This is a genomic window from Novosphingobium sp., from assembly GCF_039595395.1.
In the GTDB taxonomy this organism is placed as follows: domain Bacteria; phylum Pseudomonadota; class Alphaproteobacteria; order Sphingomonadales; family Sphingomonadaceae; genus Novosphingobium.
This window is the reverse complement of sequence record NZ_JBCNLP010000001.1, coordinates 4,079,970-4,095,195: the sequence shown is the minus strand read 5'-3', so window position 1 is coordinate 4,095,195 and position 15,226 is coordinate 4,079,970. Positions and strand designations below refer to the sequence as shown.

The window sequence follows — 15,226 nt, the reverse complement described above, 5'->3', positions numbered from 1 at the left end:
TGACAATCGGGAGGTCTCTGGTGTCCAAGCGTGCTGTCCTCTTTGCTGTTGCCACCATGACGACCGGGGTGATGACCGATGCCGTGCAGGCCCAGGATCTGCTCCCCAGTGATGCAGAGATGCAGAAGGCACTGGGCGGCGCCTACAACCATCTGGGGCTGATCGAATATTGTGCCGATCATGGCCATGCGACGACTCAGGACGTGACCCAGGCGCATAAGGTGACCGAGACGCTGGTCGGCACGCTGACGCCTGAGCCTGCCGCCATGGCGCAGGAAAAGGACGGGCGCGAGGGCACGATCATCGGCCTGCAGATCGTTGGCCGGATGGATCTGGCCTCTGTGGGCCATCCCGAAATCGTGCCGGAGGGGCGAACCATGAGTTTCGCCGACAATGCCCGCGCCCAGAAACTGACCGAGCGCGAGCTGTGCCAGCAGATGGTCGCGCAGATGCAGACGCCGGAATAGGCGCTAGCGCTCCTTGGGGGAGAGATAGGCCGGATCATGCGTGAAGGGCATCGCCTGGCCCTCGCGCAGGGCGGTCATCACATCGGCGAAGCTGGTGGCGCAGCGAAAGCCCAGCACCTCTTCGGCATGGGCTGAATCATAGACCCGCCCGATGCTGCGCGGCAGGCTCCAGCCTTTTGCGGCATAGAGTGCTGGTGCCTCGGGAAAGAGGCGGGCGATCACGGCGGATGCATCCTCTTTCAGGGCCCTGGCATGCTCGCGCGTGAAAAGGGTGGGGGCGGAGAGGATGAAGGTGCCGAAGCCGATCTGCGGCGCGCGATGCAGCGCGGCGATATGGGCATCGGCGGCATCCTCGACCGTGAGGCGGCGGTGAAGCAGCTCATTGGCCTTCAGATTCTCGCCCGAGGGGGTGGCGTGGGTGTCGTCATCCTCCGGGAAGAAGCGTGCCGTGCGCAGCACCGCGGCATTGAGACCGCGGGTTTGCGCATAGAGGCGGCACAGGTTCTCGGCAGCCAGCTTGGTCACGCCATAGATGTTGCGGGGCATCAGGGGGCAGCTCTGTTCGTCGAGCCAGACGGCCTTGGGGGGTGCTTTCATCGCGGATTGTCTGGCTGATCATCAGCGAGGTGGTGGAGGTGAAGACGAAACGGTCATGCCCGGCCCGCACCGCCGCCTCCAGCAGGTTGAGCGTGCCCGTGACGTTCACATCGACAAAGGCTTGCGCGGGATAGCGCGCGATATCGGGCTTGTGGAGCGATGCGGCGTGGATCACCGCCTCCACCCCGCGATCGAAGGCGTTCTGGATCACGCCGGGGTTGGCGACCGAGCCGATGATCTGCGTATCCGCACCCGCCGCGATATCGAGGCCCACCACATCATGCCCGGCGGCGCGCAGGCGAGGGGCGAGAAAGCGGCCAAGCCAGCCGGATGAACCTGTGAGAAGCACGCGCATGGCAGGGGATTAGCACGGCGTGGGGTCATGGAAAAAGGGCCGCCTCACCATCCGGCGAGGCGGCCCTTTCTGTGTCAGTGCGGAACGGCTCAGGCCGCGCGCGTTGCCCGGCGATAGCCTTCGGGGTCGGAGATGCGGATCTTCTCCAGCTCCTGCTCGACCTGCGTGGCGTGCACGTCGACCGCGCGGCGCTGCTTCGACAGGTCGATGTCCGGGGCCATGGGCCCATCGGTCTTCACGCCCTTCATGGCGACCTTCATGAACTCCAGCGGGCGCACGATGCCTTCGCGCGCGGCGGTGCCCTCAAAGCCGCAATGGACCATGCAGTTGGCACATTTTTCGTACTTGCCGACGCCATACTGCTCCCAGTCGGTGCCTTCCATCAGCTCGGCAAAGGTTTCGACATAGCCTTCGCCCACCAGATAGCAGGGCTTCTGCCAGCCGAAGACGGTGCGCAGCGGCATCGACCAGGGGGTGCACTCATAGGAGCGGTTGCCCGCGAGGAAGTCGAGGAACAGCGGCGAGTTGGTGAACTTCCAGTTCTTCGCGCCATTGCCGCGGGCGAAAAACTCGCGGAACAGATTCTTGGTCTTCTCGCGGTTCAGGAAGTGCTCCTGATCGGCGGCGCGCTCATAGGCGTAGCCCGGCGAGATGGTGACCTCGACGCCAAGGCTGGTCATGTGGTCCATGAAGGTGGCGAGGCTCTCAGGCGAGGCATCGTTGAAGACGGTGCAGTTGACCTGAACGCGGAAGCCCTTTTCCTTGGCCAGCTTGATCGCTTCCAGCGCGACATCATAGGTGCCGTCCTGATCCACGGCCTTGTCGTGCATCTGCTTGTCGCCATCGAGATGGATCGACCAGGTGAAATACGGGCTGGGCTCGTATTCGGCGATCTTCTTCTTGAGAAGCAGCGCGTTGGTGCACAGGATTACGAACTTCTTGCGCTCGATATAGCCCTTGACGATCTTGGCCATCTCGCGGTGCAGCAGCGGCTCGCCACCGGCGATCGAGACGGCGGGGGCGCCGCAATCCTCGATGGCATCCATGCACTCCTGAAAGCTCAGGCGGCGGTTGAGGATGGCATCGGGATAGTCGATCTTGCCGCAGCCAGGGCACGCCAGATTGCAGCGCAGCAGCGGCTCCAGCATCAGGACGAGCGGGAATTTGTCGCCCTTGATGGTCTTGGTGATCGCGTGCTTGGCGATGCGAAGCATGGGGGCCATAGGAAGCGACATTCGCGTGGTACTCCAGAACAGTCAGGGGCGCATATAGACGGGGGGCGCCAAAGAATAAAGGGGGGGCGTAAAGAGGGCGTAAAAGTCCGGTTTTCAGCCAGCCCGAACCGACCGGGCGCTCAGGCGGCGCAGGGCGGGCGGCAGGCTGAAGGAGACATTCTCCCTGATTCCATCCAGCTCCGATACAGAAAGATCGCGGGTCTGTCCAAGCCGCGCGAGCAATTCCTGCACCAGGACATCGGGCGCACTGGCTCCGGCGGTGATGCCAAGGCGCATCGTGCCATTGAGCCAGGCGGGGTCGAAGCCTTGCGCATCGCTCACCAGCCAGGCCGGAACGCCGCAGGATCGCGCGATCTCCGCCAGCCGCGTCGAATTCGAACTGTTGGCGGCGCCGACCACGATGATGGCGTCCACACGTTTGGCCAGATCGCGCACGGCGGTCTGGCGGTTCTGGGTGGCATAGCAGATGTCGGCCACATCGGGGCCCACGCAATCGGCAAAGCGCGCTTGCAGCGCCGCGATCACCGCACGGGTCTCATCGACCGACAGGGTGGTCTGGGTGAGATAGGCAACCGGCGCATCGTCAGCCAGCGGCAGGGCGACGACATCCTCCGCCGTGGCCACCAGATGGACCGGCGCGGGGATCTGGCCCAGCGTGCCTTCCACCTCAGCATGGCCGGCATGGCCGATCAGCACGATGTTGCGGCCCTCCCGCGCGAAGCGGATGCCGTGATTGTGCACCTTGGAGACCAGCGGGCAGGTGGCGTCATAGACGGGAAGCCCGCGCTTTTCAGCCTCGGCCTCGACGCTGGCGGGCACGCCATGGGCGGAAAAGATGGTGACGGCGCCATCGGGAACCTCATGCAGCTCCTCGACGAAGATCGCGCCCTGCGCCTCCAGATCGCGCACGACGCGGGCATTGTGGACGATTTCATGGCGCACATAGACCGGCGCCTCATGCGCCTCGATGGCATGTTCGACGATGGCGATGGCACGCTCGACCCCGGCGCAGAAGCCGCGGGGGGAGGCCAGCAACACGCGCAGGGGGATACGCATGGTGTCAGGAGAGGGGGAGTCCTCCTGTCCGTTCCATGCCTGAAGGCAGTTGGAATCTCTGTGTGGCGGCAAAAGCCTGTCCCTATGTTGCGGTCTGTCCAAACGGGGGGCCATGGAGCAGACAGCCGCGTTCGGACAGTCAGACTAACGTGCAAAGTCTGGCCCGGCGATGAACAAAATGCAGTTGGAACAGTTGCATCGAGAACTGTGGGGTGATTGCAACACAGGGGCGGCTGTGGGATGGATGGCATGTGTATGGGCCATTCACGGCTCCGACAGGCCGCTTGCCCTAGTCAGAGGCGGCATAGACAACAGGTGTTGACGATGATGAATGCGCGTAAGCAGTGGGTGAAAAGCGTGGCTGCCGTGGCTCTGGCGGTGGTCCCCGTGGCAGGCATGGTGGCGGGCGTGGCCCCCGCCATGGCGCAGAGCAGCGATCCGGCGGCAGGCTCGGTCGATGCGCTCAACAACGGCCTGATCGGCATCATGAAGGCGGGCAAGGGTGCGGGCCAGTCGGGCCGCGCGCAGCGCATCGCCCCGGTGATCGACCGCGTCTTCGACATTCCGCTGATGACCCGTCTGGCCGTCGGCCCGAGCTGGACCACCATCGCGCCCAAGGACCAGAGCGCGCTGGTCGCGGGTTTCCGCAATCTGACCATCGCGCAATTCGCGCATAATTTCGACGATTACACCGGCGAGAAGTTCACCATCGCCCCGCAGGTGGAAACGCGCGGCAACGACAAGCTGGTGCGCACCACGCTGACCATCCCCAACCACACGCCCGAGCAGATCAACTATCGCCTGCGCCAGGGCGGCGGCCAGTGGAAGGTGATCGACGTCTATTTTCGCAATTCGATGAGCCAGCTGGCGACCCGTCAGGCCGACTTTGCCGGTTCGCTGGCCAAGGGCGGCGCCCCGGCGCTGATCGAGCATCTCAACAAGCTGGCCGCTTCGCCGCAGTAAGCGGCGGCTACCGGCTGAAAACGGAAAAGGGCGGCGAGTTGTCTCGCCGCCCTTTTGTCTACGCTGGTTGTCTACCCGGGCAAGATCACTTGCCGCCCTTTTCCTTGCGCCATTCCTCGGGCGATTTGGGCCCGGTGAAATAGCGCAGGTTGAAGCTGATCGTCTGCGGCGCCGCGCCATGGCTGAAGACGGCATCGCGCCATTTGGGCGGGCTCATCACGATCTTGGCGTCGCGCGAAAAGCCCACGCCCTCCTTGGGGATGCCGAAAATGCCGCGATCGATCTCGGTGTTGCCATTCTCGTCGAGAAAGGCCTGAGCGCCCCATTCGCCGGGCGGCACATGCTCGATCGTCACTGTGGTGGTGCCCGGATGCGCGGGCACGCTGCCGCTGATCGCGCAATTCTCCGCCAGCCATTTGTCCTGCGGGCAGATCGCGACGATCACGCGGCCATGCGCATTGCGCACATTGCCGACCTGAACCACCAGCGGCGCACCAGTCGTCGCGGCGGCTCCGGCCAACATTAGGCCAGCGGCGATCAAGCCCGCGCCTCCGCGCCCGAGGCAAGACCGGCTTCATTCCAGCGCAGCGCCTTGAGCACCGTATCGACGATATGCGGCGCATTGAGCCCCGCCTCGTCATACTGCCTGTCAGGCGTGTCATGGTCCTGGAAGGTGTCGGGCAGGCGCATGGTGCGGATCTTCAGGCCATTGTCGGTCAGGCCCTCGTCGCTCGCCATGGTCAGCACATGGGCGCCCAGGCCACCCACGCTGCCTTCCTCGATGGTGACAACCACCTCATGCGTGGCGATCAGGCGGCGGATGAGATCGTCGTCCAGCGGCTTCACAAAGCGCAGATCCGCGACGGTGGTGGGCAGGCCCTTGGCCTCCAGCACGTCGGAGGCCTTGAGCGCCTCGGCCAGACGGGTGCCCAGCGAGAGGATGGCGATCTTGCCGCTGCCGCCGCGCACGATGCGGCCCTTGCCGATCTCCAGACGCTGCGGAACCTCGGGCAGGGGCACGCCCACGCCATTGCCGCGCGGATAGCGGAAGGCGATCGGGCCGCTGTCATGGGCGACGGCGGTGGCGGTCATATGCGCCAGTTCGGCCTCGTCCGCCGCAGCCATCACCACGAAATTGGGCAGGCTGGCCAGATAGGTGATGTCAAACGTACCCGCGTGAGTCGCGCCATCCGCGCCGACCAGACCGGCGCGGTCGATGGCGAAACGCACCGGCAGGTTCTGGATCGCCACGTCATGCACGACCTGATCATAGGCACGCTGCAGGAAGGTGGAATAGATCGCGCAGAACGGGCGCATCCCCTGCGCGGCCAGACCGGCGGCGAAGGTGACGGCATGCTGCTCGGCAATGCCCACGTCGAAGGTGCGCTCCGGGTGAGCCTTGGCGAATTTGTCGACGCCGGTGCCGCCGGGCATGGCGGCGGTGATCGCCACGATGCTCTCATCGGTTTCGGCGATCTTGGCCAGCGTTTCGCCAAAGACGTTCTGATAGGCGGGCGCCGTGGCCGGGGCCTTCACCTGCTCACCGGTGACGACGTTGAACTTCTGCACGCCGTGATACTTGTCCGCCGCCGCTTCGGCCGGGGCATAGCCCTTGCCCTTCTGCGTCACGACATGGATCAGGCAGGGGCCTTCGGCGGCATCGCGCACATTTTCCAGAACCGGGATCAACTGGTCCAGATTGTGCCCGTCGATGGGGCCGACATAATAGAAGCCCAACTCTTCGAACAGGGTCCCGCCCATCACCATGCCGCGCGCGAATTCGTCGGTCTTCTTGGCGGCGCTGTGCAGCGAGGCGGGCAGGTGGCGCGACAGCTTCTTGGCCAGACCACGCAGTTCGAGGAAGGGACGCGAGGAGACCAGACGCGCCAGATAGGCCGACAGGCCACCGACGGGCGGGGCGATCGACATATCGTTGTCGTTGAGGATCACGACCAGACGGTTGCCGGCTTCCTGGGCGTTGTTCATCGCCTCATAGGCCATGCCCGCGCTCATCGAGCCGTCACCGATCACGGCGATGGCCTTGCCCGGCTGCTTGGCGATCTTGTTGGCCATGGCAAAGCCGATGGCCGCCGAGATCGACGTGCTGGAATGCGCCGCGCCAAACGGATCATATTCGGATTCGGTGCGCTTGGTGAAGCCCGACAGGCCTCCGCCCTGGCGCAGGGTACGAATACGATCGCGCCGACCGGTGACGATCTTGTGGGGATAAGCCTGATGGCCTACGTCCCAGATCACCTTGTCGCGCGGCGTTTCGAACACATAGTGCAACGCCACGGTCAGTTCGACCACGCCAAGGCCCGACCCGAGATGCCCACCCGTCTGTCCCACGGTGTGGATCATTTCGGTGCGTACATCATCGGCAAGCTGACGCAGCTCGGCCATATCAAGCCCGCGCATGTCAGCGGGCACCTTTACCCGATCAAGGATCGGTGTCGACAGCTCCAAGTCCATCTTCCTGCCTTACACGTCGCGCGCCACCCTGTCGATGCGCTCTGGGGGGCGGGCGCGGTCAATTTCCCCTGATGGGGTGCTTTTGCAACGGTCGGCGGCGGCGGTTGCCCGCAACCTCGACCGGTTCTGGCGGCGCCATGCGCCCTATAGCCTCTCAAATCAATGCTGTTGGCAAGATGAACCCAGGCTGATGGCCGATGGTCGGGGGTAAGTGCCGGGAAAAATCCTTGCGCGGCAGGCATCCCCGCGCCACCACGCGCTGATGCCCAGCCTGACCGTCAACGGCCATCCTCTGGCCTTTCACCTTGATCCGCAGACGCCTCTGTTGTGGGCCCTGCGCGAGGCGGCCAACCTCACCGGCACCAAATATGGCTGCGGCAGCGGCGATTGCCGCGCCTGTCTGGTGCTGGTCGACGGGCAGGCGGTGCCATCATGCCAGATGAGCCTGGCGCAGGCCGAAGGGCGCAGCGTCACCACGATCGAGGGGCTGAGCCATGACCGCTCGCACCCCGTGCAGCAGGCGATGATGGCCGAAGGGGCGGTGCAATGCGGCTTTTGCACGCCGGGACTGGTGCTGGCCGGGGCGGCGCTGCTAGCGGCCAATGCCAATCCCACCGACGCCGACATCAAGGCCGCGATCACCGGCCTGTGCCGCTGCGGCGTCTATCCGCGCCTGCTGCGCGCCATCCATCGCGCCGCGCGGGTGATGCGCGGCGAGGAGAAAATCGCCGCCATCCCAGCGCCCGGCGTCGCGCAGAATGTCCCTGCCTTGCGCGGAGCTACGCCGGGTCGCTAAAGGCGGGGAAATTTCAGCAGGGATCTCCTTCGATGCATGCAACCATCTGGCACAATCCGGCCTGTTCCACCTCGCGCAAGACGCTGGCGATTCTGCAGGCGGTGCCGGGCATCGACCTGACCGTGGTGGAATATCTCAAGACCCCGCCCAGCGCCGAAAAGCTGGCCCAGCTCTATCGCGATGCCGGCATGACCCCGCAGCAGGGCCTGCGCACCCGCAACACCGACGTCGTCGAGCGCGGCCTGCCTGACGCCGACGATGCCACCGTGCTGGCCGCCATGGTCGCCACCCCCGTGCTGATCGAGCGCCCGCTGGTGGAAACCGACAAGGGCGTGCGCCTGTGCCGTCCGCAAGAGCGAATCAACGAGATCATCTGACCGAAGTTCTGCCACGGCTGGTGGCATCGGAGGGTGATTATCCACCGTATTGCGCAGGATACGCCCCGCGGCGAGACAGCGCTAACACCCGTCTGCTTGCATTAATCGGGGCAAATGGGCACATCACGCCCGAACATCGAAGATGATAGCTCAGGGAAACGACGAAAAGATGACAGGTGAACTTGTCCGCGAGGCGCCCTTCGAAAGCTTCAAAAGCCGGGTCAAGCGCCGCCTCGGGCCCTGGGGCGTGTTTCTGGAAGGCTTCCTGCGTAACCCGGTGATGGTCGGCTCGATCGTCCCCTCATCGCGCTTCACCATCAACAAGATGCTGAGCCGGGTGAACTGGGACGAGTGCAAGCTCTTCGTCGAATATGGCCCCGGCGTCGGCACCTTCTGCCGCCCGGTGCTCAGCCGCCTGCGCCGCGACGGCATGCTGATCGTCATCGACACCAATCCGATGTTCATCGACTATCTGAACGCCACCATCGCCGACAGCCGCTTCGTCGCCGTGCTCGGCTCGGCCGCCGATGTCGAAGCCATCGTGCGCGCCCATGGTCATGATCACGCCGACTACGTGCTTTCCGGCCTGCCCTTCTCGACCCTGCCCGATGGCGTGGGCCCGGCCATCGCCTCGGCCACGCACCGCGTGCTGCGGCCCGGCGGGGCGTTTCTGGTCTATCAGTTCACCTCGCGGGCGCGGGCCTTTATGGCGCGGCACTTCGCGCGCATCGATAATGCGATGGAGTTTATCAATGTGCCGCCTTGCTTCCTTTACTGGGGGTGGAAGGAAGAGGCTTAAGGAAGAGAAGATGCGAGGGGGTTACCCCCTCGCGCTCCCATGACGTCTTCCGACGCATGGGCAGTGGCGCCCGACCGGTGCGCGCCAACTCTCCACCAGCACAACAAAGGCGCCGCAGGCAGGAATGCCCCGGCGTCTTTTGTCGTTTAAAGCCTGCGGCGCAGCGACCTTGGCTTAAGGCCGAACCCGAAGCGCCACGCAGACATTAAAGGGAGCGCGAGGGCGATGGCCCTCGCATTCACCTTCTTAAACCTTCACCGAAACGTATCCGACAGCGACTCCCGCCCCGAAAACTGGCCCGAGAGCTGCCCGTGCACCGCGGCGATGATCGCGCTGGCCAGGATGCTCACCGCCCCGCCGATCAGGCCGGAGACGAGGCCGTTGGTGGTGAAGTAGGCCTTGCTGTATTCCGCCGTGCCCAGTTTCACGAGTGTGCCCAGCACCATGAAGGTCAGCGAGACGATCACCACATAGGCGATCATCAGCACCAGATAGAAGCCGAGCAGCCCGGCGGTGTTGCCGCTTGTCAGGCTCCATGAGCGGCGCAGGGCGTGCCATGGGTTGCCGATCTGGTCGATGACGATGGCGGGCAGGGTCATCGACAGGCGGGTGACGGCATAGATCAGGAAGGCGAGGAAGGCAGCCGTGCCGATGGCCACCACGATCACGACGGGGCCGCTCATGCCGGTGCCGGTCGCGCCCAGCAGGGCGCCGATCACGCCCAGCACCAGCACGAAGACCAGCGCGGTGAGGAAATAGCCGATGATCAGCAGAATGCCGACGCCCAGCACGGTGGGCAGGCGCTTCAGGCCAAGCAGGATGGCCTGACCCACCGTGGGCCGCGCCGAATCGGTCAGCAGCGCCATCATGGCCATCATGCCCACCGTCTGCACCAGCAGCAGCAGCGCGATATAGGGCGCGATCTGCGTATAGATGCCGCCCAGTGCCTGCAGCACGGCCCTGGGGTCCTGCTGGTTGGCGGCGGCCACGTCGCGCATCATCTGTTCCTGCAGCCCGGAAAGGAAGAAGGCCGAGGTGACGCCGGGCAGGAAGAAGAAGACGCCGGCCAGAACCAGCAGCAGTTCCTTGTTGGCGCTGCACAGGCGAACGGCCTGCTGCCAGGCCAGATTGCCATCGAAACGCATGGATGTGGGCCCCCTTTGCGGCACGTTTTCTCGCCCTGTTTGGCAGGGCTGCGCCCGGCAGTGCTGCCGGGCATTCACTCTGTGCCCTCACTATGCCCTCTTGATAACGACGGCAAATCGTTTCAGGCAATCCCGTATGTCGCCGAGTCCCTCAACCGCCGCCCTGACCCGCCCACTCGAGTTCCGCCACGAAGCCGAGCCCGTGCCCTATCGCGAGGCGCTTGAGGCCATGACCGCGCGCAACACCGCCATTGCCGAGGGCAGCGCGGGCGAGCTGATCTGGCTGCTTGACCATTTGCCGGTGTACACCGCGGGGACCAGCGCGGCGGCCTCCGACCTGCTCGATCCGCGCTTCGAGATCGTCGAGGCCGGGCGCGGCGGGCGTTACACCTATCACGGGCCGGGGCAGCGCATCGGCTATGTCCTGCTCGACCTGACCAAACGCAAGCGCGATGTGCGCGGCTTCGTGTCCGCGCTGGAAAGCTGGGTGATCGCCACGCTGCGTGATTTCGGCGTGGAAAGCTGGCGCTCCGACGCGGGCGTGGGGATCTGGACCCGCGACATCGACGGCTCCGAAGCGAAGATCGGCGCCATCGGCGTGCGCATCCGCAAGTGGGTGACGATGCATGGCTTTTCGGTGAATCTCTCGCCCGATCTGACGCATTTTTCCGGCATCGTGCCCTGCGGAATCGCCGAAAAAGGCGTCACCAGCCTCGAAAGGCTTGGCATCAAGGTTTCGGCGGTGCAATGGGATGAGGCCCTGCTGGCGCGCGCGGATGAGTTTCTCGCCATGCTCGACCAGCCCTGTCCCCCCCAGGGGTAACGCCCCTGATCTTGCCTGAGGACTCTATGCCCGCTCTCAAGATGACCATTGCCAAGACCACCTCGCTGGCGCTTGCCGCCGCTGCGGTGCTGGCCCTGTCGGCCTGCCACAGCAAGCCGGAAAAGACCGAAGACTCCCGCTCCGCCGAGGGTGAGGTGCTGCCCACCTCGACCAGCGATGCCATGGTGCCGGTCGAAACGCCCACCTCCACCCCGCCGCTCGCGCCCCGCAAGGATGTCGGATCGCAGGCGGCCGAGGATGCCACCAGCGATGCCGCCGACCTGAAGCAGGCCATGGATGCTTTGAAAGCTGACCAGGGTGCTGCTGCCGACAAGCCTGCGGATAAGGCTTCGCCTGCTCAGTAAGGTTGGAAGAAAGGGTAGGTGCGAGGGTGTTACACCCTCGCGCTCCCATTCATGTCTACGGTGCGCATCGGGTTCGGCTTTGCGCATAGTTCGCCGTGCCGCAGGCTTTAAACGACAGAAAGGCGCCGGGGCTTCCTGCCTGCGGCGCCTTTTCGTTGCGCTGGTGGAGCGGTGGCGCGCCACGATGCGGAGCCACCACCCTTGCGCCGGAAGACGTTCCGGGAGCGCGAGGGGGTAACCCCCTCGCACTTATTCTTTTCTTACAAATCTTCATCCTCGGGCAAAGGCACCTTGAACCCGTTCAGCGTGGTCGACACCATGCAGTAAAGCCCGACCAGATAGATAAACTCCGCCGTCCCGGCGCGCCCGAAGGCGAGTTCGGCTTCCTGATAGAGGATTTCGGGCACGATGCCGCCGTTCACCAGTGTGGAGGCGAGGTCGTAGGCGAGGCCTTCCTCATAGGTGAGGTCGGACGGTCGGTTGCCGCTGCTGATGGTGCGGACCTTGGCGTCGGACAGCCCGCGCAGCTTGGCGACGAGGATATGGGCGTAAAGCTCGTAGGCGGAATGGAAATGCGCGCCGGTGACGAGGATGCCGATCTCGCGGATGGGTTTGGGCAGGACCGGGTTGTCGCCCAGCGCCAGCACCAGCTTCCAGACCGGGCCGCCAAATTGCGGGAAGGTCAGCCAGGGGTTCCAGGGACCGATCAGGTCGTCCTTGCTGTCGATGGCGGTGAAGCCGGCGAAGTTCTTGTGAATGCCGGCTTTCATATCCTCATAGAGGGCCAGTTGGTCGCCTTCGAGGGTGGTGTGGTCGAGTTGGGGCAGACGCATGTGTGCTCCTTTTGATGCAGGCGCGAGGGGGGATGCGCTGCATCTGCGAAGAGAACACGGAAACGGCCCGCCGGCCAAGAAAAAACCGGCGAGCCGCGCTGCTTTCCCGATAATATCAGCATCGTGCGAAAAAGTGGGGACCGGTTTTTCGTAAAAACGATGCGGCAACAGGAACGAGAGCAAAAGGCGTGATTCTTAAATCACGCCTTTTGCTTTACCGGTTGCCCAGATCGCCCTTGCCGACGCTGCCGCTGGCCATCTCCAGCATGCGGTCGAGGCTGTGCTTGGCCTTCAGGCGCAGGCTTTCCTCGATCTCGATGCGCGGGGACAGGTCGCGCAGGCTGATATACAACTTTTCCAGCGTGTTGAGCGCCATATAGGGGCAGATGTTGCAGTTGCAGTTGCCGTCGCCGCCCGGCGCGCCGATGAAGGTCTTGCCGGGGATCGCGAGCTGCATCTGGTGGATGATATGCGGCTCGGTCGCGACGATCAGCGTGTCGCCGGTCATCGCCTTGGCATAGTTGAGGATGCCGCTGGTGCTGCCCACATAGTCGGCATGGTCGACGATGGTGGGCGGGCATTCCGGATGCGCCGCGATCGGCGCACCGGGGTGCTGGGCTTTCAGCTTGAGCAGTTCGGTCTCGCTGAAGGCCTCATGCACGATGCAGACGCCGGGCCACAGCAGCATCTCGCGGTTGAACTTGCGCGACAGGTAACCGCCCAGATGGCGGTCGGGACCGAAGATGATCTTCTGGTCCTTGGGGATCTGCTGCAGGATCGTTTCCGCCGACGACGACGTCACGATGATGTCGCTGAGCGCCTTCACCTCGGTCGAGCAGTTGATGTAGGTCAGCGCGATATGGTCGGGATGTGCCTCGCGGAACGCCTTGAAGCGTGCGGGCGGGCAGGCGTCTTCCAGCGAGCAGCCCGCGTTCATGTCGGGCAGGATCACCGTCTTTTCGGGGCTCAGGATCTTCGCCACCTCGGCCATGAACTTCACGCCGCAAAAGGCGATGACATCGGCATCGGTCTCGGCGGCCTTGCGGCTCAACTCCAGCGAATCGCCGACGAAATCGGCCAGATCCTGAAGTTCCGGCTTCTGATAGTAATGCGCCAGGATGACGGCATTCTTCTCGCGGCGCAGGCGCTCGATTTCGGCGCGGATGTCGATGCCAACGAGCGACGGGTGCTGGGCGGTCATGAACGGCATTCCCTCGATGAATTTGCGCCCATCTAGGAAGCCTTGGGCGTTCCCCCAAGGGAAAACACCAATTGCGAGTGATTATCAGTTTGTTTGGCGTTTTTGCCATCCGGCTTTGCCGGATGGGCGGCACCGGCCCTCTCCCCCGGCCCGGCCACCGACAGGATACGACCGATGTGTGACCGGGCCGGGGGAGAGGGCCGATGCCGACAGGGCGATTTTCAGGTCAGCGCGAAACGCTCACCCTCCTGCCTCACCAGCCCGCGTCGGATCAGATCGAGCAAATGCGCCAGCACCGAACGCCCCGCCGCGCCGACCAGGCGCGGGTCCAGCCCGGCATACATGCGGGCGACCAGCGCGGGAATCTCGCCCACCTCCTCGCCCAGCAGCTTCATGATCTGGCGCTCGCGCTGGCGGCGGTGGCCGATCATGGAGCGCACGAACTGGCGCGGATTGCCGATGGGCTCACCATGGGCGGGGTAATAGATGCGATCCTCGCGCTCATAGAGCCTCTCGAGGCTGGCCATATAGGCGCCCATATCGCCATCGGGCGGGGCCACCACGCTGGTCGACCAGCCCATCACATGGTCGCCGGTGAAGAGCGCGCCCGATTCCTCCAGCGCGAAGCACAGATGGTTCGAGGTGTGACCCGGCGTGGCCAGCGCCGTCAGCGTGAAGCCGGGCCCGGCGATCTGCTCGCCATCGGCCAGAATGCGGTCCGGGCGGTAATCGACATCGAAGGCGGCATCGGCGCGCGGGCCGTCATCCTCCATGGTCAGCGGCGCGCAGCCGATGATCGGGGCGCCGGTGCGCGCGGAGAGCGGCGCGGCGGCGGGGGAATGGTCGCGATGGGTATGGGTGCAGGCGATGGCCACCACCTGCGCGCCGCCGATGGCCGTGGTCAGCGCGTCAAGATGGGCGTCCTCCGCCGGGCCGGGATCGATCACCACCACGGCCTCGTCGGTGCCCACCAGATAGGTCTGGGTGCCGGTGTAGGTGTAGGGCGAGGCATTGGGCGCGAGAATGCGCCGAACCAGCGGCTCGGGGCAGGTGACAAGGCCGGTGGGCCAGGGTTGAGGGGGCAGGGCCATGCCGCCCATATGGGGAGCAGGGCGGGGCTTGTCGAGACTGGGAGCGTTTAAGCCGCGCCTTGCTGCAGCAGGTCGAGTCGGCTGCGCAGCCGGTCGATCGCCGAGGGGGCGGGGCCGCGCTGATCCTCGCGCCACTGGCGGTCGATGCGCAGCAGGCGGGCGTAGAAATTCTCGGTCGCCTTGATCAGCGTCTGCACCGAAGGGCTGAGCATGGCCATGCGATCCGGATCGGCGATGGGGAAATCGGGTGCCAGCCGGCCATAGCGGCGCAGTTGGAAGGCGCTGAGTTCGCCCACGAAATAGGCGCGGTGGTTCAGCAGCCAGGCCACCGCATGCATCATCCGTGTCGTGGTGCGCAGCGCCTCGCAGGACAGGGCGATGCGCAGCGTGTCGATATCGTCGCCGGCCGTTTCGATGCGGCCCGACAGGTCGAAGGTGGCGCGTACCTCATCCGACAGGACGAGGGCCTCGCAATAAAGGCCCTCCACGATGCGTGGGTTGATGGTGCTGGTGCTTGTCATGGCCTGCCCTTGTTAACCGGTGGAGGGCATGTATGACAAATGTCCGCTTGGGCACCGGAGGTCCCGAAACGGGACGTTCCCGAAATGACACGCTATGGACTTTTCACAGGAGCGCGAATGCGGGCTGTGG

The 15,226-nt window shown here is 64.7% G+C and carries 18 protein-coding genes; 7 read left to right on the top strand and 11 right to left on the bottom strand.

Annotation, left to right across the window (positions count from 1 at the left end; translation table 11 throughout):
• The first annotated feature begins 20 nt into the window (after nt 1–20).
• Entirely contained in the window at nt 21–467 is a 447-nt protein-coding gene (locus ABDW49_RS18650) for a hypothetical protein (protein WP_343613827.1), read from the top strand.
• A gap of 3 nt (nt 468–470) precedes the next feature.
• On the opposite strand, the gene ABDW49_RS18645 is transcribed toward ABDW49_RS18650, so the two are convergent.
• From ABDW49_RS18645 to ispH, 4 genes are all read right to left on the bottom strand, one after another.
• Entirely contained in the window at nt 471–992 is a 522-nt protein-coding gene (locus ABDW49_RS18645) for a hypothetical protein (RefSeq protein ID WP_343614383.1), read from the bottom strand.
• Nucleotides 892–1,419 (bottom strand): NAD(P)-dependent oxidoreductase, encoded by a 528-nt coding sequence (locus ABDW49_RS18640; RefSeq protein ID WP_343613825.1) that lies wholly within the window; start codon nt 1,417–1,419, stop codon nt 892–894. The genes ABDW49_RS18645 and ABDW49_RS18640 overlap by 101 nt, the downstream gene beginning before the upstream one ends.
• 89 nt (nt 1,420–1,508) lie before the next feature.
• The gene (hpnH, locus tag ABDW49_RS18635; protein WP_343613822.1) at nt 1,509–2,654 is read right to left on the bottom strand and encodes an adenosyl-hopene transferase HpnH; all 1,146 of its coding nucleotides are present in this window, start codon (nt 2,652–2,654) and stop codon (nt 1,509–1,511) included.
• Between the two features lie 93 nt (nt 2,655–2,747).
• A complete protein-coding gene (gene ispH, locus ABDW49_RS18630; RefSeq protein WP_343613820.1) occupies nt 2,748–3,710 on the bottom strand; it encodes a 4-hydroxy-3-methylbut-2-enyl diphosphate reductase in 963 nt (320 codons plus the stop codon).
• 324 nt (nt 3,711–4,034) lie between these two features.
• On the opposite strand from ispH, the gene ABDW49_RS18625 reads away from it, so the two are divergent.
• The gene (locus ABDW49_RS18625) at nt 4,035–4,673 is read left to right on the top strand and encodes an ABC transporter substrate-binding protein (protein ID WP_343613818.1); all 639 of its coding nucleotides are present in this window, start codon (nt 4,035–4,037) and stop codon (nt 4,671–4,673) included.
• A gap of 85 nt (nt 4,674–4,758) precedes the next feature.
• Here ABDW49_RS18625 and ABDW49_RS18620 read toward each other — a convergent pair whose 3' ends face one another.
• Together ABDW49_RS18620 and dxs are read right to left on the bottom strand one after the other, a co-directional pair.
• Entirely contained in the window at nt 4,759–5,214 is a 456-nt protein-coding gene (locus ABDW49_RS18620; RefSeq protein WP_343613816.1) for a DUF2141 domain-containing protein, read from the bottom strand.
• Nucleotides 5,211–7,145 carry a 1-deoxy-D-xylulose-5-phosphate synthase gene (gene dxs, locus ABDW49_RS18615; protein WP_343613814.1) on the bottom strand — a complete coding sequence of 645 codons (1,935 nt, stop codon included), beginning with the start codon at nt 7,143–7,145 and terminating at the stop codon, nt 5,211–5,213. The genes ABDW49_RS18620 and dxs overlap by 4 nt, the downstream gene beginning before the upstream one ends.
• A 262-nt stretch (nt 7,146–7,407) precedes the next feature.
• Here dxs and ABDW49_RS18610 point away from each other — a divergent pair, with 262 nt between their 5' ends.
• The 3 genes from ABDW49_RS18610 to ABDW49_RS18600 all read left to right on the top strand — a co-directional run bounded on the left by ABDW49_RS18610 (nt 7,408) and on the right by ABDW49_RS18600 (nt 9,117).
• Nucleotides 7,408–7,941: a (2Fe-2S)-binding protein gene (locus tag ABDW49_RS18610; RefSeq protein WP_343613812.1), complete on the top strand. Its 534-nt coding sequence runs from the start codon at nt 7,408–7,410 to the stop codon at nt 7,939–7,941.
• Nucleotides 7,942–7,973: 32 nt separating this feature from the next.
• Nucleotides 7,974–8,318, top strand: a complete 345-nt coding sequence (gene arsC, locus ABDW49_RS18605; RefSeq protein WP_343613810.1) for an arsenate reductase (glutaredoxin) — start codon at nt 7,974–7,976, stop codon at nt 8,316–8,318.
• 169 nt (nt 8,319–8,487) lie between these two features.
• Complete coding sequence (locus tag ABDW49_RS18600) at nt 8,488–9,117, top strand: methyltransferase (protein WP_343613809.1); 630 nt, start codon at nt 8,488–8,490, stop codon at nt 9,115–9,117.
• Between the two features lie 254 nt (nt 9,118–9,371).
• Here ABDW49_RS18600 and ABDW49_RS18595 read toward each other — a convergent pair whose 3' ends face one another.
• Nucleotides 9,372–10,262, bottom strand: a complete 891-nt coding sequence (locus tag ABDW49_RS18595) for a glycerophosphoryl diester phosphodiesterase membrane domain-containing protein (protein ID WP_343613808.1) — start codon at nt 10,260–10,262, stop codon at nt 9,372–9,374.
• A 136-nt stretch (nt 10,263–10,398) separates the two neighbouring features.
• Here ABDW49_RS18595 and lipB point away from each other — a divergent pair, with 136 nt between their 5' ends.
• Both lipB and ABDW49_RS18585 read left to right on the top strand, forming a co-directional pair.
• A complete protein-coding gene (gene lipB / locus ABDW49_RS18590) occupies nt 10,399–11,085 on the top strand; it encodes a lipoyl(octanoyl) transferase LipB (protein WP_343613807.1) in 687 nt (228 codons plus the stop codon).
• Between the two features lie 26 nt (nt 11,086–11,111).
• A complete protein-coding gene (locus ABDW49_RS18585) occupies nt 11,112–11,450 on the top strand; it encodes a hypothetical protein (RefSeq protein ID WP_343613806.1) in 339 nt (112 codons plus the stop codon).
• Nucleotides 11,451–11,710: 260 nt separating this feature from the next.
• Here the strand turns inward: ABDW49_RS18585 and ABDW49_RS18580 are convergent, their stop codons facing one another.
• The 4 genes from ABDW49_RS18580 to ABDW49_RS18565 form a co-directional block, all read right to left on the bottom strand.
• Complete coding sequence (locus tag ABDW49_RS18580) at nt 11,711–12,283, bottom strand: carboxymuconolactone decarboxylase family protein (protein ID WP_343613803.1); 573 nt, start codon at nt 12,281–12,283, stop codon at nt 11,711–11,713.
• 214 nt (nt 12,284–12,497) lie between these two features.
• Nucleotides 12,498–13,484, bottom strand: a complete 987-nt coding sequence (gene nadA, locus ABDW49_RS18575; protein ID WP_343613801.1) for a quinolinate synthase NadA — start codon at nt 13,482–13,484, stop codon at nt 12,498–12,500.
• A 221-nt stretch (nt 13,485–13,705) separates the two neighbouring features.
• Nucleotides 13,706–14,575, bottom strand: a complete 870-nt coding sequence (locus tag ABDW49_RS18570) for an MBL fold metallo-hydrolase (protein WP_343613799.1) — start codon at nt 14,573–14,575, stop codon at nt 13,706–13,708.
• A 47-nt stretch (nt 14,576–14,622) separates the two neighbouring features.
• Nucleotides 14,623–15,096 carry a DUF1465 family protein gene (locus ABDW49_RS18565; protein WP_343613797.1) on the bottom strand — a complete coding sequence of 158 codons (474 nt, stop codon included), beginning with the start codon at nt 15,094–15,096 and terminating at the stop codon, nt 14,623–14,625.
• Nucleotides 15,097–15,226 lie beyond the last annotated feature (130 nt).

What these genes read in the sequence shown, in the direction of transcription:
- ABDW49_RS18640 (WP_343613825.1), bottom strand. Translation starts at nt 1,419, where the DNA reads ATGCGCGTGCTTCTCACAGGTTCATCCGGCTGGCTTGGCCGCTTTCTC.
- ABDW49_RS18625 (WP_343613818.1), top strand. Translation starts at nt 4,035, where the DNA reads ATGATGAATGCGCGTAAGCAGTGGGTGAAAAGCGTGGCTGCCGTGGCT.
- ABDW49_RS18570 (WP_343613799.1), bottom strand. Translation starts at nt 14,575, where the DNA reads ATGGCCCTGCCCCCTCAACCCTGGCCCACCGGCCTTGTCACCTGCCCC.
- ABDW49_RS18565 (WP_343613797.1), bottom strand. Translation starts at nt 15,096, where the DNA reads ATGACAAGCACCAGCACCATCAACCCACGCATCGTGGAGGGCCTTTAT.
- ABDW49_RS18610 (WP_343613812.1), top strand. Translation starts at nt 7,408, where the DNA reads ATGCCCAGCCTGACCGTCAACGGCCATCCTCTGGCCTTTCACCTTGAT.
- ABDW49_RS18585 (WP_343613806.1), top strand. Translation starts at nt 11,112, where the DNA reads ATGCCCGCTCTCAAGATGACCATTGCCAAGACCACCTCGCTGGCGCTT.
- dxs (WP_343613814.1), bottom strand. Translation starts at nt 7,145, where the DNA reads ATGGACTTGGAGCTGTCGACACCGATCCTTGATCGGGTAAAGGTGCCC.
- lipB (WP_343613807.1), top strand. Translation starts at nt 10,399, where the DNA reads ATGTCGCCGAGTCCCTCAACCGCCGCCCTGACCCGCCCACTCGAGTTC.
- ABDW49_RS18600 (WP_343613809.1), top strand. Translation starts at nt 8,488, where the DNA reads ATGACAGGTGAACTTGTCCGCGAGGCGCCCTTCGAAAGCTTCAAAAGC.
- ispH (WP_343613820.1), bottom strand. Translation starts at nt 3,710, where the DNA reads ATGCGTATCCCCCTGCGCGTGTTGCTGGCCTCCCCCCGCGGCTTCTGC.
- hpnH (WP_343613822.1), bottom strand. Translation starts at nt 2,654, where the DNA reads ATGTCGCTTCCTATGGCCCCCATGCTTCGCATCGCCAAGCACGCGATC.
- ABDW49_RS18580 (WP_343613803.1), bottom strand. Translation starts at nt 12,283, where the DNA reads ATGCGTCTGCCCCAACTCGACCACACCACCCTCGAAGGCGACCAACTG.
- ABDW49_RS18595 (WP_343613808.1), bottom strand. Translation starts at nt 10,262, where the DNA reads ATGCGTTTCGATGGCAATCTGGCCTGGCAGCAGGCCGTTCGCCTGTGC.
- arsC (WP_343613810.1), top strand. Translation starts at nt 7,974, where the DNA reads ATGCATGCAACCATCTGGCACAATCCGGCCTGTTCCACCTCGCGCAAG.
- nadA (WP_343613801.1), bottom strand. Translation starts at nt 13,484, where the DNA reads ATGACCGCCCAGCACCCGTCGCTCGTTGGCATCGACATCCGCGCCGAA.